Here is a 16773-nt window from a genome sequence, read left to right on the forward strand (position 1 = left end):
GGGGGGCATGCGCCCCCGCCTCGCACGGCCGGCCTGCGATCGAAACGATCAGGCCGGCTTGTGCAGCCCCGCGACCGGGTCGTTCGCAGCGGGCATGTCTTCCACGAGCGACGTGAGCTGGCGGCCCGTGTCGCGCCATGCGTCGAGGCCGCCGCGCAGCGCGAGCGCATCGGTGAAGCCGGCGTCGAGCAGGCGCTTCGCCATCAGCGCGGCCGTGAACTCGTTCGGGCACGAGCAATACACGACGAACTTCTGCGTGAGCGGATAGCGCGCGACGATGTCGCCGATCTGGCGCTCGTCCGCGAACTGCGCGCCGGGAATCGTGAACGGGTCGAGCTTGCGGTGTTCGGGCGAGCGCACGTCGAGGACCACCGGCGCGGACGTATCGCGCAGCAGCGAGTCGAGTTCGTCGACACCGATCCGCGCGCTCGCGAGCTGGCGGATCAGCGCGCGGCGGCGCATCCAGCGAATCGCCGCGTACACCGCCAGCACCGCGACGGCCACCAGCAGCGCCACGCGGCCGAGCTGGCCCGCACCAGCGAACAGCCAGTCGATCTGGCGAGCGAACATCAGCCCGACCACCAGTCCGACGATCGTCCACAGCGCGGCGCCGAGCGCATCGTAGCCGACGAACGTGCGATAGCGCGTGCCGAACGCGCCGGCCATCGGCACCGACACGAGCGACAGCCCCGGAATGAAGCGCGCGACCGCGAGTACGCGCACGCCGTAGCGGCCGAAGAAGCGTTCGGTCTTTTTCACGCAGCTGTCACGCGACAGCGACAGCCGGCAAATCGTCTTCAGCGTCGTGCCGCCGTAGCGCCGGCCGGCGAGGTACCACACGGTGTCGCCGATCAGTGCGCCGAGCACCGACAGCATGACCACCGTGACCAGTTGCGAGCCGATCATCGCCGGATGCATCGCGGACATCGCACCGAACAGCACGAGCGTCGGCATCGCGGGCACCGGCAGCCCGATGGCCGCCGCGAGCACGTTGGCGAAGACGAGAAGCGGCCCGTATTGGGCGACGAGGTCACGGAGGAGCATGACGGCTGGCCGAAAAGGAAACGCGTGCGGAAAGCACGCAGATGGGCCGATTATCGGCCTTTTTCAAGTCGGCGGAGGGAATAACGCAAAGCGCCTGACGGCGGCAGGGAGATGTCGGTGAGCCGGCGCCTGGCGCGCGGCTCACCGGTCGAAATCAGGAGGAGGTGCGGGCGAGCGATGCGGCGCCGTGGTTTTCGCCGGGGAGCTCGGCGCCGTGCGAGCGGATTGCCGCGATCAGTTCGGCCGGCGTGATCTCGTAACGGACTTCGCGATGGATGCCGGGCTTGCGTTCGTCGATCTCGATCAGCAGCACGCTCTTGCCGTCGCCGGTCGCTTCGAGCCGGAGCGAGCGCAGTTCGCGGCCGTCGGCCGGGTCGTGTTCGGTGAGCAGGGTCATTGCCCCGGATGAGCCGGTAGTGCGCATCGAACCTATCCTCGTATCGTGGATGCCGTAGTGGCGAAGATGTCTTTGTTGAATACAGCTTGACGCAGTTTAACGCGAACGGGCCGCAATTCGGAGCATTTTCGTGGGGGGGAAATGAGGGCTGAACCACGGATCCTTCTGATGTTTGAGCCGCGCGGGGCGGGCGTTTCAGACGGATCGCGCGCGGCCGCGGCCGGCGCCTGACCGCCGTTCGCGGCCGGGCCGGCACGGGCGGCGACACGCGGTGCCACGCGTGTCGCCGCGGCGGTATCAGAAGCGGTCGGCGAGCCCCATCGCCGGGTCGCTGACCGAGTGGCGGCCGGTTTCGACGCGGCCGGCGACGCGGCGCGAGAAACTCGCGTCGCTGTCCGCGGTGACGATGAAGTCGTACCAGTGGCCGGTTGAGTCGAGCTGCCAGTGCAGTTCGGCCTGGTCGCCGGCGCGCACCGTGACCGTCCACGTGGTACCGGTGCCGCGATCGTGGCCGTGACCCTGGCTGTTGCCGTCCTCGTTACCCTGGCCATGTCCGCGATCGTCGTGTGCGCCGCGGCTGGACAGCGGCCCGTAGACCTGGTTCGACTTCACGGTGAAACGCACCGTTCCGCCGCCGTGGTTGCGCAGCCGCAGGTGGAGGCTGCCGCTCGCGCCCGCATAGCCGACGCGCACTTCCGGATGGGGCGCGCGAGCACCGGCCAGGCGGCTCAGGTCGCCGGTGAAGCGGCGGTGATAGCCGTTCGGGCCCAGCACCCACAGGTCATATTTACCGCCATTGTCGGCGCGCGCGGCCCAGTCGCCGCGCAGCGTCTTGCCCGGCTCGACGGCGTAGCGCTGCGGCAGGCGGTCGAGATTCAGCTTGTCATAGACGTGAAACACGGCGGCGGCGCGGCCCGTGTTCGCGAACTTCAGCGTGACCGTGCCGCTGCCGGCATCGGTCTGCGCGCTCGCATGCAGTTCGTAAGGCAACGCGCGCGACGGGCGCACGCCGGTGGCCTGCGCGGGCAGCGACGGTGCGGCCGGCGGCACGATCTTCGGCGCGGCCTGCTGTGCGGCGCTCAGCGCGTCGACCTGGCTTTTGGTCGTATGGCCCGCGAGTGTCGGCAGCGGTTCGTTGTTCGGCGAGCGGAAATTGAACGCGCTCGTCAGGTCGCCGCACACCGCGCGGCGGTAGGCGCTGATCTGCGGCTCCGCGACGCCGAAGCGCTTTTCGAGGAAGAGCAGCGTCGACGTATGGTCGAACACCTGCGAGTTGACCCAGCCGCCGCGGCTCCACGGCGACACGATCCACATCGGCACGCGCGGGCCCGGGCCGTACGGACGGCCGTCGGTCGCCGGCTGGCTCGCCGTGGCCGGCGTGAAGTCGTGGTACTCGGCGGCGACGTCGGCGGCCGCCAGCGTATGGCCGCCCGCGAGCGTGCCGTCGGCGTTGCGCGACGGCACGGCCGGCGACGGCATGTGGTCGAAGAAGCCGTCGTTCTCGTCGTAGTTGACCAGCAGCACGGTCTTGCTCCACACCTCCGGGTTCGCCGTCAGCGCATCGAGCACGGCCTGCACGTACCAGCCGCCCTGCGCCGGGCTCGACGGCCCCGGGTGTTCGCTGTACACGGACGGCGGGATGATCCACGACACCTCGGGCAGCGTGCCGTTGCGGATGTCGTCGCGGAACGACTCGAGGAAGCCGTACGGCATCGTGTTGCCGAACCCTTTCGCGAGCGGGCTCAGCGGATCGTCGATCGCCGGGTCGTAGAACGCGCCGGCCGCCGTCACCGGCTGCGTGATGTCCGTCGATGCGACGTACGCCGGCCGGCGTGCGGGCGGCATCTGCTCGATCGCCGCGCGCCAGTGGCGGAAGCTCATCATCTCGTTGCAGCCGAAGTTGTCGATCAGGCTCTGGTAGACCTTCCAGTTCACGCCGGCCTGCTGCAGCCGGTCGGCATAGGTGGTCCAGGTCCAGCCCTGGCTCGACGGGCCGATGTCGTTGCCGCCGTTGAACTGGTTGTTCAGCGCGGCGATCTTCACGCGGCTGCCGTCGGCCGGGCTGATGCCGTTCGGGCCGTTGGTGCCGCTCCAGTAGAACAGGCGGTTCGCGATCGTGCCCGTGTGCATCCCGCAGTGATAGTGGTCGCACAGCGTGAACGCATCGGCGAGCGCGCGCTGGAACGGTACTTCCGCCGCGTCGTAATAGCCCATCGACAGCGGCGTCTTCGCGTCGGGCCAGCGATTCATCCGGCCGTGGTCCCACGCGGCCTGCGCATCGGCCCATGTGTGCGGCGTGCCGCCCGCGCGCTGGGCGTTGCCCTGGCTCGCGTCGAGGTGATACGGCGTGACGGTGGTGGCGGGCGTCGGCTTCGTGTACGTCTGGTAGAACACGTTGCGGCCGTTCGGCGACGGCACCGCAAAGCGGTCGCCGTAACCGCGCACGCCCTTGAACGTGCCGAAGTAGCTGTCGAATGCGCGGTTCTCCATCATCAGCAGCACGACGTGCTTCACGTCCTTGATGGTCCCCGTTTCGTGAAACGCGGGAATCGCGAGCGCACGGCGGATGCTCGGCGGAAACGCGGACAGCGCGGCGGCGGCGAGGCCGGAAGTGGCGGTCTGCTGGAGGAATTTGCGGCGTGACGTCATGGCGTTCGGGTCCTGTGATGATGGGAGCGTTCGTGACTTCGTCTGGTGGCGCCCGTGCGTCGCCCCCCCTGGGACGATTCGCGCTGCGTGTGCGTTCGGGTGCATCGGCCGCATGGGGCGGAGGTGCGCGCATCGCGCGCGATGCGCGATGTCGCGCAGATGCTTTGGCCGTTGCCGCGATCCTGCGCGACGCGCGCTCGTGATGCGCGGGCCAGGGTGTCGGCACACGCCGGCCCGGCGCATGCCGGGCTGGGCGGCGCCCAGTCTAGGGAGACGACGTGACGTCGACGTGATGAAGACATGACATCGCATGTCGCTTGCGTGACGTTGTGTGCGCAACGATTTGTTCAGACGCGATGCGCGGTTGAAAAAGGTCGGGAATTACCGATTTCCGCATGCGTGACCGGTCATAATTTTCCGGATTCCATTCGAATCGCGTGGCGAAGTTCGTTGCGGATGCAACATGACGTGCGACGGCGTGACGGCCATGTTTCAAATGCGTGAAATCGGATAAGCTCGTCACATTGCTGCGCGTACGCGCAGTCCGCGCCTTCAGCGCGACTTTTTGGAACCGGCCCACCCATGACCGACATCAAGATCCGGCACAGCGAGACGCACGACGTCGACGCGATCCGGCAGATCGCCGCGCATCCCGCGGTGTATGCGAATACGTTGCAGCATCCGTTTCCGTCGCTCGAGAAGTGGCAGAAGCGGCTCGATGGCGTGCGCGAGCGCGGCATGAGCCTTGTCGCCGAAATCGGCGGCGTCGTGGTCGGCCATCTCGGCCTGGACCTCGAGCCGAATCCGCGCCGGCGTCATGCGGCGGGGCTCGGCATGATGGTCGATGCGGCGTATCACGGGCACGGTGTCGGCAGCCGGTTGCTTGCGGCCGCGATCGATCTCGCGGAAAACTGGCTGAACGTCACGCGTCTCGAGCTGACCGTGTTCACCGACAACCGCGCGGCGATCGCGCTCTACGAGAAGCACGGCTTCCGGATCGAGGGCGAATCGCCGGGTTATGCGTTGCGCGACGGCGTGCATGTGTCCGTGTATCACATGGCGCGGATCAAGGCACGGCAGTAAAGGCTCGGCCGACGCGTATCCGCCAGCAGGCGCGGCCGCGAGGCCGCGCGTCATATTCATTCGCGAATTCATTCGTTTTCTGCCGGCTGCGCCCGTCATATCGTTGAACGATTTGCCGGTCGCCTCGGCCGGCGTGCGCTTTTCCGCAACGATCCTGCGCGGCGTTGCACGTCGGCTGGCTTCATCGTCATCACTTCATGGCTCACGCATCACAGCCATCGCTTCGCGCGCCGCACCTCCCCGCAACCGCCTCTTTCAACGGACCCGCTTCGATGAAATCCGCTCTCCGGAATCTGACTGCCGCCTGCCTGTTCGCCGCCGCGGGTGCGGCGTTTGCCGCTGCCACGCCCACGGGCGCCCCGGTGACGAGCGCATCGCCCGACGGCGCGCATCTGCCGCCCGGCATCGCATGGCAGCACGGCGACGTCGACGCCGCCTTCGCGTTGGCGAAGCGTACCGGCAAGCCGCTGCTGCTCTACTGGGGCGCGGTGTGGTGTCCGTCATGCAACCAGGTGAAGTCGACGATCTTCAGCCAGCAGGCATTCAAGACCCGCTCGTCGTTCTTCGTGCCCGTGTATCTCGACGGCGATACCGAAAGCGCGCAGAAGCTCGGTGAGCGTTTCAAGGTGCACGGCTATCCGACGATGATCCTGTTCCGACCCGACGGCACCGAAGTGACGCGGCTGCCGGGCGAAGCCGATCTCGACCGCTACATGCAGGCGCTGTCGCTCGGGATGACGGCTGCGCACCCGGTGCGGCAGACGCTCGCAACGGCGCTGAAGAACGGTGCATCGCTGACGCCGGACGAATGGCGCCTGCTGGCCGACTATTCGTGGGACACCGACGGTGCGCTGCCGGTGCCGGCCAATCGCGTCGCCGAGACGCTGCAGTCGCTCGCGCAACGCGCGCGCGCGGCCGGCGCGAAGGCCGAATCGGCGCGCTTCGCGCTGAAGGCGGCCGTGGTCGCCGCGTCCGACGATCCGGCGCAGGCCGGCGCGCTCGACAAGGCGGCGCTTGCCGATTCGCTGCGCACGGTGCTGCAGGATCCCGCATGGTCGCGGGCCGATTCGGACGTGCTGGTCGCGGCGCCCGCGCGCGTGGTCGCGTATCTCGGTGGCGGCGATGCGCAGCGCGCGAAATTGCGCGGCGCATACGACGCGGCGCTTGCGCGGCTGTCGACGGACACCACGCTGTCGTCGATCGACCGGCTGATGGCGCTGCACGGCCGCGTGCTGCTCGCGCGCGGCGATGCGCACAAGGGCGCGCCGCTGACTGCGCCGGCGCTGGCCGATACCGCGCGCAAGCAGATCGCCGCATCGGTGCAGGGGGCCGCGAATGCCTACGAGCGGCAGGCGCTCGTCAGCGAAGGCGCGGACACGCTGACCGACGCGGGCCTGTACGACGAGTCGGAAGCGTTGCTGAAGGCCGAGTTGCCGCGTTCGTCCACCCCGTACTACTTCATGTCCGGGCTGGCCGCGAATGCGAAAGCGCGTGGCGACAAGGCCGCCGCGCTCGACTGGTACCGCAAGGCGTACGACGCGGCGAGCGGGCCGGCGACGAAGCTGCGCTGGGGTGCGACCTATTTTGCGAATGCGGTCGAACTGGCGCCGGATGATTCGGCGCGCATCGAAGGGATTGCCGCGAGCGTGCTCGCGCAGGCCGACAAGACCCGGGACGCGTTCTACGGCGCGAACCTGCGCGCGTTGACCAAGGTCGTCACGCAGCTGAACCGCTGGCGCGGCAGCGGCGCACACGATGCATCGGTCAGGTCGATCGCGAGGCAGTTCGACGGCATCTGTGGGAAACTGCCCGCCGGCGATCCGCAGGCAAGCGCCTGCGCGCGCCTGATCCAGCCGGTCAAGGCATAGCATCCGGTGGCACTGCGTGCGCTTTCGGGATGCCGGCCGGCGCTTTTCCCGATACCAACGAGGCCACCGACACCATGCCCCATCTGACGCTCGAATATTCCGCGAACCTCGACGGGTTCGACGCCGGCGCGACCCTGCGTGCGCTCAATGCCGTCCTGGCCGCGTCCGGCCATTTCGACGAGCTCGACATCAAGAGCCGCGCGCTGCGGTTCGATACCTTCGCGGTCGGCACGTCGCCGGCGCCGCGCGCGTTCGTCCATGCGAAGCTCGCGGTGCTGAGCGGCCGGACGACTGACGTCAAGCGCGAATTCTCGGAGCAGGTGCTGGCGGAACTGAAGCGGCACGTCGTCGCGCCGCTAGGCACGCACCTGCAACTGTGCGCGGAAATACTGGAGCTGGAGCGCGAGTCCTACGCGAAAGCGAGCATCGAGCCGCGCTGACCGGTGCGCGCTGCGCGGGCCGGGAACGCGGCGCTGACGCGAGCGCGGTTCACGGGTTCGACACCCGACTATTGGCCCGTGGCGTACGCGCCGCGATGACCGTATCCGGCGCCTGTGGCCTGCGGCGCGCCCTGTTGACGGGCGATCTTCGCTTCGGCGGCTTGAATGCTGGCAGGGTAGAACCAGTCGCTCGGCTGAAAGCCGGCCTTTTTCAGTGCAACCACTTCTGAATGAACTTCGGCGCGCGTGAGCGGCGAGTTGGCTTGCGCCTGCGCGGCGACGGGAGCGGCGAATGCGGCCGCGAGGGCGATCGTGCGGATCAGCGGGTTCATGAGCGGATACCTCCATGTTTTCGACGGTGCCGATCGCACACGGTGACCGTCGAAACCAGTGTAGGCCTCGCCCGACTCGCGAAAAATGCCGCTACGCCCAACGTAGTGTTCTGCGGAAGACAACAATGAGCGAGCCGTCGAGCGTGCCTGAACGGCGCCCGGCAAAAAGGGGAGGAGCGGGGAGGAACCGGCCGCATCGACGCGGCCGGCGGGCGGCGGCCCTGAGACGGGCCACCGCGGAGGGTGTTACACGAGCCCCGTCGTGTAGTACACGGCGATCACGAAGAACACGGCGAGCGTCTTGATGACTGTGACCGCGAAGATGTCGCGATACGACTCGCGGTGCGTGAGGCCCGTGACCGCGAGCAGCGTGATCACCGCGCCGTTGTGCGGCAGCGTGTCCATGCCGCCGCTCGCCATCGCGACGACCCGGTGCAGCACGTCCAGCGGGATATTGGCGGCCTGCGCACCCTTGATGAACAGGTCCGACATCGCGGCGAGCGCGATGCTCATGCCGCCCGATGCCGAGCCCGTGATGCCGGCAAGCGAGCTGACCGACACGGCCGCGTTGACGAGCGGGTTCGGAATGCTCTTCAGCGCATCGCCCACGACCAGGAAGCCCGGCAGTGCGGCGATCACGCCACCGAAGCCGTATTCCGACGCGGTGTTCATCGCGGCGAGCAGCGCGCCGCCGACGGCGGCCTTCGAGCCGGCCGCGAAGCGATCGCTGACGCGCTTGAACGCGGTCAGCACCACCAGCACGATGCCGAGCAGCAGCGCGGCCTCGACCGACCAGATCGCGACGACCGTCTTGATCGATGCCGTTACGGGCGCATGCACGCCCGGCAGCACGTCCGGCGCGACCGTGTACGACGCGGCGCCATACCACTGCGGGATCAGCTTCGTGAACGCGAAGTTCGACACGCCGACGAGGATCAGCGGCAGGATCGCGAGTGCGGGATTCGGCAGCGACGTCGTCTCGACGCGCTCCGGCTCGTTGACGAGTGACGTGCCGTAGCCTTCGCCCTTCGCCATCGCCGAGCGGCGGCGCCATTCCAGATAGCTGAGGCCGACGACGATGATGAACAGCGAGCCGATCGTGCCGAGTGCGGGCGCGGCCCACGCGGTCGTCTTGAAGAACGTGGTCGGGATGATGTTCTGGATCTGCGGCGTGCCGGGCAGCGAATCCATCGTGAACGAGAACGCGCCGAGCGCGATCGCGCCGGGCATCAATCGTTTCGGAATGTTGCTCTGGCGATAGAGTTCGGCCGCGAACGGATAGACCGCGAACACCACGACGAACAGCGACACGCCGCCATAGGTGAGTAGCGCGCACACCGCGACGATCACCGCATTCGCACGCGAGCGGCCGATGTAGCGGATGGCCGCATGGACGATCGACTCGGAGAACCCGGAGAGTTCGATCACCTTGCCGAATACCGCGCCGAGCATGAACACCGGGAAATACAGTTTGACGAAGCCGACCATCTTCTCCATGAAGATGCCGGAGAAGACCGGGGCGACGGCGGCGGGGTCGGTCAGGAGCACCGCGCCGAGCGCGGCGATCGGCGCGAACAGGATCACGCTGTAGCCGCGGTACGCGGCAAACATCAGGAACGCCAGCGCGGCGAGGACGATCACGAAAGACAAGGGAGTCTCCTAATGGCTTTGGTTGTTGTTCGATCGCGCGACGCGCCGCGGACCGGCTCAGGTTCGTGCAGGTTTCGTGCCATCGGCCGGATTGCGCCGCCGGACGTGGGTCCGCCGGAGACCGGCGGGCCCGCGCCGGTCGTTGTCTGACGATTCTACATAAAACGTCTCCATCCGGAGACGAAATGGCCATCCGGCCAGCCCGTGGAATGGGGCAGGGCTTTCCCGGGCAACGCATCGCGGCGTGTCTCCGAAGTGAGATAATCCGTCTCGATCCGGAGACAACCGGTCGAAGATACACGGAGACGAAGACACGATGATGAACGATTGGGCCCGCCTGCCCGTCAACTACGGCGACGTGCTGCGGCGCGCCGCCGAGTCGTTGTTCCGGACCTTCGAGGATTCGAGCGCGGGCACGGTGGTCGTCGATCGCGATGCGCGCGTCGTGTGGATGAACGAACGGTACGCGGCGCGTTTCGGTTTCGCGGATCCGCAGCAGGCCGTCGGCCTCGACTGCGAGGCGGTGATCCCGAACAGCCTGATGCGCGAGGTCGTGTCGACCGGGCAGCCAATCCTGCTCGACATCATGGAGACAGGCCGCGAGCCGCTCGTCGTCACGCGCCTGCCGCTGAAGAACGAGGCCGGCGAAACGGTCGGCGCGATCGGCTTCGCGCTGTTCGACCAGTTGAAGACGCTCACGCCGATTTTTTCCCGTTATGCACAGCTTCAGCAGCAACTGATCGCGACGCAGCGTTCGCTCGCGCAGGCGCGCCGCGCGAAATACACGTTCGCGAGCTTCGTCGGCACGAGCGCCGCGAGCCTCGAAACCAAGCGCCAGGCGCGCCGCGCCGCGCAGGTCGATTCGCCGGTGCTGCTGCTCGGCGAGACGGGCACCGGCAAGGAACTGCTCGCGCATGCGATCCATGCGGCGTCGGCGCGCGCCCTCCAGCCGCTCGTGACCGTCAACGTCGCCGCGATTCCCGACACGCTGCTCGAAACCGAATTCTTCGGCGCGGCGCCCGGTGCGTACACGGGCGCGGATCGCAAGGGGCGCGTCGGCAAGTTCGAGCTGGCCGATCGCGGCACGCTGTTTCTCGACGAGATCGGCGACATGCCGCTGCCGCTGCAGGGCAAGCTGCTGCGCGTGCTGCAGGACAAGGAATTCGAGCCGGTCGGCTCGAACCGGATCGTGCGCGCGGACGTCCGGATCATCGCTGCCACGAGCGCCGACCTGCCGGCGCTGGTCGCGGCCGGGCGTTTCCGCGCGGATCTCTATTACCGGCTGAACGTGCTGACGATCCACGCGCCGCCGCTGCGCGAGCGCGCGTCCGACATCGCGGCGCTCGTCTACGCGACGCTCGAGGAACTGGCCGCGCAGCACGGCCGCGCCGCCCATTGCGAGCTGACAGACGATGCGCTGCGGATGCTCTGTGCGTATCCGTGGCCCGGCAACGTGCGCGAGTTGCGCAATACGCTCGAACGCGCGCTGATGCTGTCGGACCGGTCGGTGATCGATGCGCGTGCGCTCGCGCCGTTCCTCGGGCCGGTGCGCGTATCGACGGACGGCGCAGCATCGGCGCAGCGGGCGGCCGTATCGCCGGCCGAGCGGCGGGCGGGCGAGGTGCCTGCTGCGCCGGCCGCTTCGTATGCGGATGCGTTGGCAGCGTGGGAGCGCCAGTTCCTGACCGATGCGCTGGCGGCCTGCGACGGGAAGGTGGTGGAAGCGGCGGCGCGCATCGGGATCGGCCGCGCGACGCTGTACAAGAAGCTGGCGGCGCTGGGCATCGACCGGTAGGCCGATCGGCAAAGCCGGCGTGGTCGGACGTGACGCATCGAACAGGAGATCACGATGAAGCGGATCGGCATCGCAGGGTGGCTGACGATGATGCTGGCGACCACTGCGCTCGCGCAGTCGGGCGACGTCGACGCGCCCGAGGCGCGGCGCAACTGGTACAACGATCCATTTATCGCGCTGTCGCAGGACGTGGCCGAATGCCCGTTGCCGCTCGGCCCGTGGATGACCCGGGCCGAGATGACGGACGATGCGCATTACCGCGCGGAACGCGGCACCACCTGCTGGCTCGCGCACCGCTGCTCGAAGCCGAACTCGTATATGTATGACGCACCGATCGCCGACGCGGTGAAGGCGCACTTCGCCGGCTCCGATCGGCTGCATGGGACGAGCCTGTGGATCACCGTGCAGCGGCGTTTCATTTACGTCGAAGGATGTGCGGATACGGCGTTCGATCGGCAGGCGTTGCAACGCGAACTCGAGGTGCTTCCGGACGTCGAGCAGGTATTCGTTCGCATCACCGACGATCCGCGCAAGCGCTTGCCGTACAAGGCGCGCGGGCAACCCGGCCGCACGCCGGACTGACGGTGGAAGGGCCGCGCATGGCATACTCGCGACATTCAAAAAAAGGTTGACGGGAAGAACAATGAAACACATGCTTGCGTCGGTCTGTCGGTGGCCTCGGGCGGCCGTCGTGTTGGCTCTGGTTGCAGGGCTCGGCGGGTGCGGCGGCGCCGCGCCACTGTTCACCTCGGACGGGCGTCCGACTACGCAGGTGCAATGCACCGGCCGCGACTGGAGCAATTGCACGGACAACGCCCGGGCGATCTGCAACGGGGATTTCGACGTGCTTCAGCAATCGAGTGATGACACAACGCGAAATCTTCTCTTCGCGTGCAAGAAGAAAAGCGGTTATTGATCCCGAGATAACCGGCTGAGGAGACCACGATCGGGCGAAGCGCTTTTCTGTTGGCTGAGCGTCATTTATTTTTCACGAATAACCCTCACGGAGTCCCATCCATATGGCGACCTACAGGCAACTGACCGTGCAGCTCGAACGGCTTCAGCAAAAGATCGACAAGGAGCGCGAAAAGGCGATTGCCGATGCGATTGCCGATATCCGCGCGAAAATCGAGGAATACGACATTACGCCGGAAGAGCTCGGGTTTCGCCCGGTAGGGGGAGCTGCTGCCACAGCGAAGCCGAAGCGGACGTCGCCGCCGAAATACCAGAACCCGAAGACGGGCGAAACCTGGAGTGGCCGCGGGCGGGCGCCGGTGTGGCTCGGCAAGAATCGCGAGCGTTTCCTGATCAAGGACTGACTCCCGAAAAACCTCACCTTTCGTGTGCTGACTGACGGTGCGAATGGCCATGCGGCCGTCGCACCGTTTTGTTTTTGTGCATTCCCGGCGTGATTCCCGCTGGCGTATTGAACTGCGACGCCGCGCAATTAACGGATCCCGTTTTGCGAATTCGCCGCGATTCGACCGCATATCGCGGCGAATTCCCGTAAACAGACCTGCAATTGCGCAGCCTATGCGCATCGGCCAGCGCCATTCTCGCGGTGCACGCGTGCCGCGAATTCCGATCACCGCTCGCATGTTTGTGGATGGCGCCGTGCAATTCCCGAAGATACTCACCATAGCTCCTGTAAATCCTCACCTTTGACGAAGCGGACGCGGCGTCGCACCGCATGCCGGCACCGGGTGCGCCGAGCGAATGGGCTCGGCCGGTGCGCGGCGATGGCGGGCCGTGCTCGTGTTGCAGGCTCATGGTGCGAGCGTTGATGCGTGTCGAATAGTCGGCCGTTCGGCATATAGGCAGCCGCATGCGCTTCGCCTATGCTTGGGGTTCGCGTCGATCGGCGTATGGCGCGGTGCGTGCCGCACGCCGATCGAGTCGTCTTTCGTTACCGCAGGGAGCCGATGTGACCGTTCGCCATCTCGATGCGTTGTTCCAGCCCAAGTCCGTTGCGGTCGTCGGCGCGTCGTCGCGCGTGGGCAGTATCGGCGCGATGGTGTGGTCGCGCGTGCTCGACGGTGCATTCCAGGGGCCCGTGTGGCCCGTCAATCCGAAGTATCGTGACCTGCACGGGCATGCGGTCGTTTCCGATGTCGACCGGTTGCCCGCGCCGCCGTCGGTTGCGGTGATCTGTACGCCGCCCGCGACCTGGGCCGGCATCGTGCGCAAGCTCGGCGAGCTCGGCACGCGCGTCGCGGTGATCGTCGGCGAGGCGCGCACGGACGCCGATCGCGCCGCGCTCGATCGCACGCTGAAGGCGGCGAAGCCGTTCGTGCTTCGTATCGTCGGGCCGGGCAGTCTCGGCGTGCTGTCGCCTGCGCGGCATGCGCATTTCGGTGCTCCGGCCTATACGGTGCGATCGGGCGGCGTCGCGTGGGTGTCGCAATCGAATGCGCTGACGAACGCGGTGCTCGGCTGGGCCGACGCGCGGGGCCTCGGCTTTTCGCATGTCGTCGCGCTCGGTGGCGAGTCCGACGTCGATGCGGGCGACGTGCTCGACTATCTCGCGAGCGATCCCGGCACGCGCGCGATCCTGCTCGAACTCGATACCGTGCGCGCCGCGCGCAAGTTCATGTCGGCCGCGCGCGCGGCCGCGCGCAACAAGCCGGTACTCGCATTGCGCACCGGCCGCGCGGATCCCGGCGACGCGCTCTATACGGCGGCGTTCCAGCGCGCGGGGATGGTGCGTGTCGATGCGCTCGACGATCTGCTCGACGAGATCGAGACGCTCGGCGTCGGCCGCGTCACCGCGCGCGGCGCGGCCACGCTGGTGACGAGCGATGCGGGCGTCGCGAAACTCGCGGTCGATGCGGTGGCCGAGGTGCGCGACGTGCTGGCCGACTGGTCACCCGCGGCCACGTCGGCCGTGTCGGCTGCGCTGCCGCATCTCGCGTCGCCCGGCAATCCGCTGACACTGGGCGACGATGCGCGCCCCGAGCATTTTGCTGCGGCGATCAAGGCGCTCGCGCCGTTCCCGCAAACAGGCACGCTGTTCGTCGTCCATTCGACCTCCCACAGTGCGCCGGCCGATGCGGTTGCGCACACGCTGATCGAAGCGCGGCAGCATGCGCATCGCGGCATCCTCGCGTGTTTCTTCGGCGCGGTCGATGCCGCGACGCGCGATGCCCTTCACGCGAACGGCATTCCCGTGCACACCACGCCGCAGCGGCTCGCACGCGCATATGCGCGTCTCGTCGACTACAGCCTCGGGCGACAACTGCTGATGCAAACGCCCGAGGGTACGCTGCCGCAGCCGGCCGAGTGTGTGGCATCCGCACAGGCCGAGGCGCGCCGGATGGTCGAAGCGGGCCAGCATGAGCTGACTGGCGAAGCCGCGGCGCGCTGGCTGTCGCATTTCGGCCTGCAGGGTGAGCCGGCCGTCGAGCCGGCCGGCACGAAAGTCGTCGATGTCACGGTCGACATGTACGACGATTCGAACTTCGGCCCGGTGTTTCGCTATGCCGTGCCGCCTGCGGACGGCGTGTCGGCGCCGTTCGTCGTCTATGGCCTGCCGCCGCTGAACACCGTGCTCGCTCGTGCGGTGATGGAGCGCTCGCCGTATGCGCGCAGCACACCCATCGAGCCGACGCTCGACGCGTTGACGGCGCTGTCGCAGGTCGTCTGCGACGTGCGCGAAGTCGTTGCGATGTCGGTCACGCTGCGCGTGCGGTCCGACCGCGCGCACGTGATTGCGCCGCGCGTCACGCTGGCCGCGGGGCGCAGCCGGCTTGCGATCATGCCGTATCCGCGCCACCTCGAACAGACGCTCGAGTGGCGCGGCGAGACTGTGACGATCCGCCCGATCCGTCCCGAAGACGAGGCTGCGCACAATGAACTGCTCGGCGCAATGACGCCGGACGATCTGCGGATGCGTTTCTTCGGCGCGGTGCGCAGCTTCGATCATTCGCAGGTGGCGCGCATGACGCAGATCGATTACGACCGTGAGATGGCCTTCATCGTGTCGTTCACCGATGTGTCCGGGCGGGATCACACGCTTGCGGTAGCACGCGCGGTTGCGGATCCCGACAACGAGACGGCGGAGTTCGCGATCGCGGTACGACCCGATCAGAAGGGCAAGGGCCTTGGCCGGCTGATGATGGCCCGGATCATCGACTATGCGCGTTCGCGCGGAACCGCATGGATGATCGGCGAGGCGCTGCGCGAGAACTCGGCGATGATCTCGCTTGCGAAGTCGTGCGGTTTTGCTGTGTCGACGACGGAGGAGCCCGGCGTCGTGGGCTTCAGGATGAAGCTGCAGCCGTAGCGTCTGCCGGCGATCCGACGCACGGAGACGGTGCATGTCGTGGACGTCTCTGTGCTTCCGGCATGTTGCGGATATTAACGATAAGGAATGCAGAGCATTTGAACGTGTCTCGCGAGCGGAGCGATCACGAACGTGTCGGCGCCTGTTCGCAACGGTAATACCGACGCTCGTATGGCGTTGCGAGACGCGTGCCGCTTGCCGCGATATCCATCCCGCGCCACTGTTTTCTGCAAGGTGTCTACACGCATTGACCGCCGCATTTCAGCCTCGAAAATTCGAATTTTCCCAATAGGTGAGACTTTTCGGGATCCGCTGGTGAGCTTCTTCGGGAAGGTCGAGGTGAGCCGATACGGGAGCGCTTGGTGAGCCTTCCCGGGAGTAGTCGGTGAGCCTCTACGGGAGTGGCCGGTGAGACTCTGCGGGAGTGGCCGGTGAGCCTTTCCGGGGCGTATCGGTGAGGGTCTGCGGGAAGTGTCGGTGAGGACATCCGGGAGGCTTGGGTGAGGGTTTCCAGGAGCCTTGGTGAGGTTTTTCGGGAGGCACAGGTGAGTGTCTGCGGGATGCCAAGGTGAGACTTTTCGGGAGCACCCGGATGCACAGCTCCCACAGGCGCAGTGCCGGCCAGGGCCGGCGTCACGCAGGGGGCGGGCACGCATGAACCGTGCCCGCGGCTACCTTCAGGCAGCGAGTTTCGTCGCCGCGTCGTTCACCTGATCGCGCGAAATCGCGAGTTCCTCGAGGTGCGGATCGGCATAGACGGCGCCGGTTTCGCGCTCGAGGCGGGCGATCGTCAGTGCACAGCGCGCGGTGTCCTTGGGCATTGCGATGAAGCGCTTGACCGATTCGCCGGACGTGAACGCTTCGAACAGCGCGCCGCGCACGTCGTCCGGAAGCGTCTTGGTCCACTGGTACGGCTTGCCATTGAACGTGATCGACGGCGGCAGCGTGCGTTCCTTCTTGGTCGCGGTGATGAGCCCGTAGGTGCGGGCCGCGTCGCCGATCTGCTCGGGCGAGAAGAGTTCGTCGGGCGTGATGTCGAACTGCTCGATGTAGTTCTCGATCGCCTGCATTGCGGTGGCACGATCGTCGCGCTTCTTCTGCGCGCGCGCGACGATATCGCGCAGTTCGTCCGCCTCTTCGGGCGTGATCGTGAAGCTTGCCTGCTTCTGCTGAAGTTCGGAGAAACGCTGGAATTCTTGATCGTTCAGAAGTTTGGCCATGACATCCATCGGA

At 67.1% G+C, this 16773-nt stretch carries 14 protein-coding genes; 8 read left to right on the forward strand and 6 right to left on the reverse strand.

Features of this window, described 5'->3' with window-relative positions; translation table 11 throughout:
- Positions 1-48: 48 nt before the first annotated feature.
- The 3 genes from QZM67_RS10445 to QZM67_RS10455 all read right to left on the reverse strand — a co-directional run bounded on the left by QZM67_RS10445 (position 49) and on the right by QZM67_RS10455 (position 4090).
- The gene (locus QZM67_RS10445; protein ID WP_175024891.1) at positions 49-1044 is read right to left on the reverse strand and encodes a DedA family protein/thiosulfate sulfurtransferase GlpE; all 996 of its coding nucleotides are present in this window, start codon (positions 1042-1044) and stop codon (positions 49-51) included.
- A gap of 154 nt (positions 1045-1198) precedes the next feature.
- On the reverse strand, positions 1199-1468 hold the full coding sequence (locus QZM67_RS10450) for a hypothetical protein (protein ID WP_011353737.1): 270 nt from the start codon (positions 1466-1468) through the stop codon (positions 1199-1201).
- A gap of 270 nt (positions 1469-1738) precedes the next feature.
- Positions 1739-4090 carry a phosphocholine-specific phospholipase C gene (locus QZM67_RS10455; protein WP_301802504.1) on the reverse strand — a complete coding sequence of 784 codons (2352 nt, stop codon included), beginning with the start codon at positions 4088-4090 and terminating at the stop codon, positions 1739-1741.
- Positions 4091-4672: 582 nt separating this feature from the next.
- Here QZM67_RS10455 and QZM67_RS10460 point away from each other — a divergent pair.
- From QZM67_RS10460 to QZM67_RS10470, 3 genes are all read left to right on the forward strand, one after another.
- The gene (locus QZM67_RS10460; protein WP_301802506.1) at positions 4673-5173 is read left to right on the forward strand and encodes a GNAT family N-acetyltransferase; all 501 of its coding nucleotides are present in this window, start codon (positions 4673-4675) and stop codon (positions 5171-5173) included.
- A gap of 272 nt (positions 5174-5445) precedes the next feature.
- Positions 5446-7041: a thioredoxin family protein gene (locus QZM67_RS10465; protein ID WP_301802507.1), complete on the forward strand. Its 1596-nt coding sequence runs from the start codon at positions 5446-5448 to the stop codon at positions 7039-7041.
- 74 nt (positions 7042-7115) lie between these two features.
- Positions 7116-7481, forward strand: coding sequence for a 5-carboxymethyl-2-hydroxymuconate Delta-isomerase (locus tag QZM67_RS10470; protein WP_175024887.1), 366 nt, complete (start codon positions 7116-7118; stop codon positions 7479-7481).
- A 68-nt stretch (positions 7482-7549) separates the two neighbouring features.
- Here the strand turns inward: QZM67_RS10470 and QZM67_RS10475 are convergent, their stop codons facing one another.
- Complete coding sequence (locus QZM67_RS10475) at positions 7550-7813, reverse strand: DUF4148 domain-containing protein (RefSeq protein WP_175024886.1); 264 nt, start codon at positions 7811-7813, stop codon at positions 7550-7552.
- A 246-nt stretch (positions 7814-8059) separates the two neighbouring features.
- Entirely contained in the window at positions 8060-9463 is a 1404-nt protein-coding gene (locus QZM67_RS10480; protein ID WP_043181187.1) for a GntP family permease, read from the reverse strand.
- A 316-nt stretch (positions 9464-9779) separates the two neighbouring features.
- Between QZM67_RS10480 and QZM67_RS10485 the strand changes: the two genes are divergently transcribed.
- The 5 genes from QZM67_RS10485 (at position 9780) to QZM67_RS10505 (ending at position 15540) form a co-directional block, all read left to right on the forward strand.
- Positions 9780-11258, forward strand: coding sequence for a sigma-54-dependent Fis family transcriptional regulator (locus QZM67_RS10485; protein ID WP_175024884.1), 1479 nt, complete (start codon positions 9780-9782; stop codon positions 11256-11258).
- Between the two features lie 54 nt (positions 11259-11312).
- Positions 11313-11840 (forward strand): BON domain-containing protein, encoded by a 528-nt coding sequence (locus tag QZM67_RS10490; protein WP_301802514.1) that lies wholly within the window; start codon positions 11313-11315, stop codon positions 11838-11840.
- Between the two features lie 61 nt (positions 11841-11901).
- Positions 11902-12174, forward strand: coding sequence for a hypothetical protein (locus tag QZM67_RS10495; protein ID WP_063763449.1), 273 nt, complete (start codon positions 11902-11904; stop codon positions 12172-12174).
- 103 nt (positions 12175-12277) lie between these two features.
- Complete coding sequence (locus QZM67_RS10500; protein ID WP_301802517.1) at positions 12278-12577, forward strand: H-NS histone family protein; 300 nt, start codon at positions 12278-12280, stop codon at positions 12575-12577.
- A 605-nt stretch (positions 12578-13182) separates the two neighbouring features.
- Positions 13183-15540 carry a GNAT family N-acetyltransferase gene (locus QZM67_RS10505; protein ID WP_301802520.1) on the forward strand — a complete coding sequence of 786 codons (2358 nt, stop codon included), beginning with the start codon at positions 13183-13185 and terminating at the stop codon, positions 15538-15540.
- A gap of 677 nt (positions 15541-16217) precedes the next feature.
- Here the strand turns inward: QZM67_RS10505 and QZM67_RS10510 are convergent.
- Positions 16218-16769 (reverse strand): hypothetical protein, encoded by a 552-nt coding sequence (locus QZM67_RS10510; protein ID WP_043181178.1) that lies wholly within the window; start codon positions 16767-16769, stop codon positions 16218-16220.
- Between the last annotated feature and the right edge of the window lie 4 nt (positions 16770-16773).

The sequence above is a fragment of the Burkholderia sp. AU45251 genome, from assembly GCF_030482905.1.
Classification (GTDB): Bacteria; Pseudomonadota; Gammaproteobacteria; order Burkholderiales; family Burkholderiaceae; genus Burkholderia; species Burkholderia aenigmatica.

Bases quoted from the DNA above. Each gene is read 5' to 3' on its own strand.
- QZM67_RS10470 (WP_175024887.1), top strand. From the start codon at position 7,116: ATGCCCCATCTGACGCTCGAATATTCCGCGAACCTCGACGGGTTCGAC.
- QZM67_RS10510 (WP_043181178.1), bottom strand. From the start codon at position 16,769: ATGGATGTCATGGCCAAACTTCTGAACGATCAAGAATTCCAGCGTTTC.
- QZM67_RS10445 (WP_175024891.1), bottom strand. From the start codon at position 1,044: ATGCTCCTCCGTGACCTCGTCGCCCAATACGGGCCGCTTCTCGTCTTC.
- QZM67_RS10450 (WP_011353737.1), bottom strand. From the start codon at position 1,468: ATGCGCACTACCGGCTCATCCGGGGCAATGACCCTGCTCACCGAACAC.
- QZM67_RS10495 (WP_063763449.1), top strand. From the start codon at position 11,902: ATGAAACACATGCTTGCGTCGGTCTGTCGGTGGCCTCGGGCGGCCGTC.
- QZM67_RS10465 (WP_301802507.1), top strand. From the start codon at position 5,446: ATGAAATCCGCTCTCCGGAATCTGACTGCCGCCTGCCTGTTCGCCGCC.
- QZM67_RS10500 (WP_301802517.1), top strand. From the start codon at position 12,278: ATGGCGACCTACAGGCAACTGACCGTGCAGCTCGAACGGCTTCAGCAA.
- QZM67_RS10485 (WP_175024884.1), top strand. From the start codon at position 9,780: ATGATGAACGATTGGGCCCGCCTGCCCGTCAACTACGGCGACGTGCTG.
- QZM67_RS10460 (WP_301802506.1), top strand. From the start codon at position 4,673: ATGACCGACATCAAGATCCGGCACAGCGAGACGCACGACGTCGACGCG.
- QZM67_RS10455 (WP_301802504.1), bottom strand. From the start codon at position 4,090: ATGACGTCACGCCGCAAATTCCTCCAGCAGACCGCCACTTCCGGCCTC.
- QZM67_RS10490 (WP_301802514.1), top strand. From the start codon at position 11,313: ATGAAGCGGATCGGCATCGCAGGGTGGCTGACGATGATGCTGGCGACC.
- QZM67_RS10475 (WP_175024886.1), bottom strand. From the start codon at position 7,813: ATGAACCCGCTGATCCGCACGATCGCCCTCGCGGCCGCATTCGCCGCT.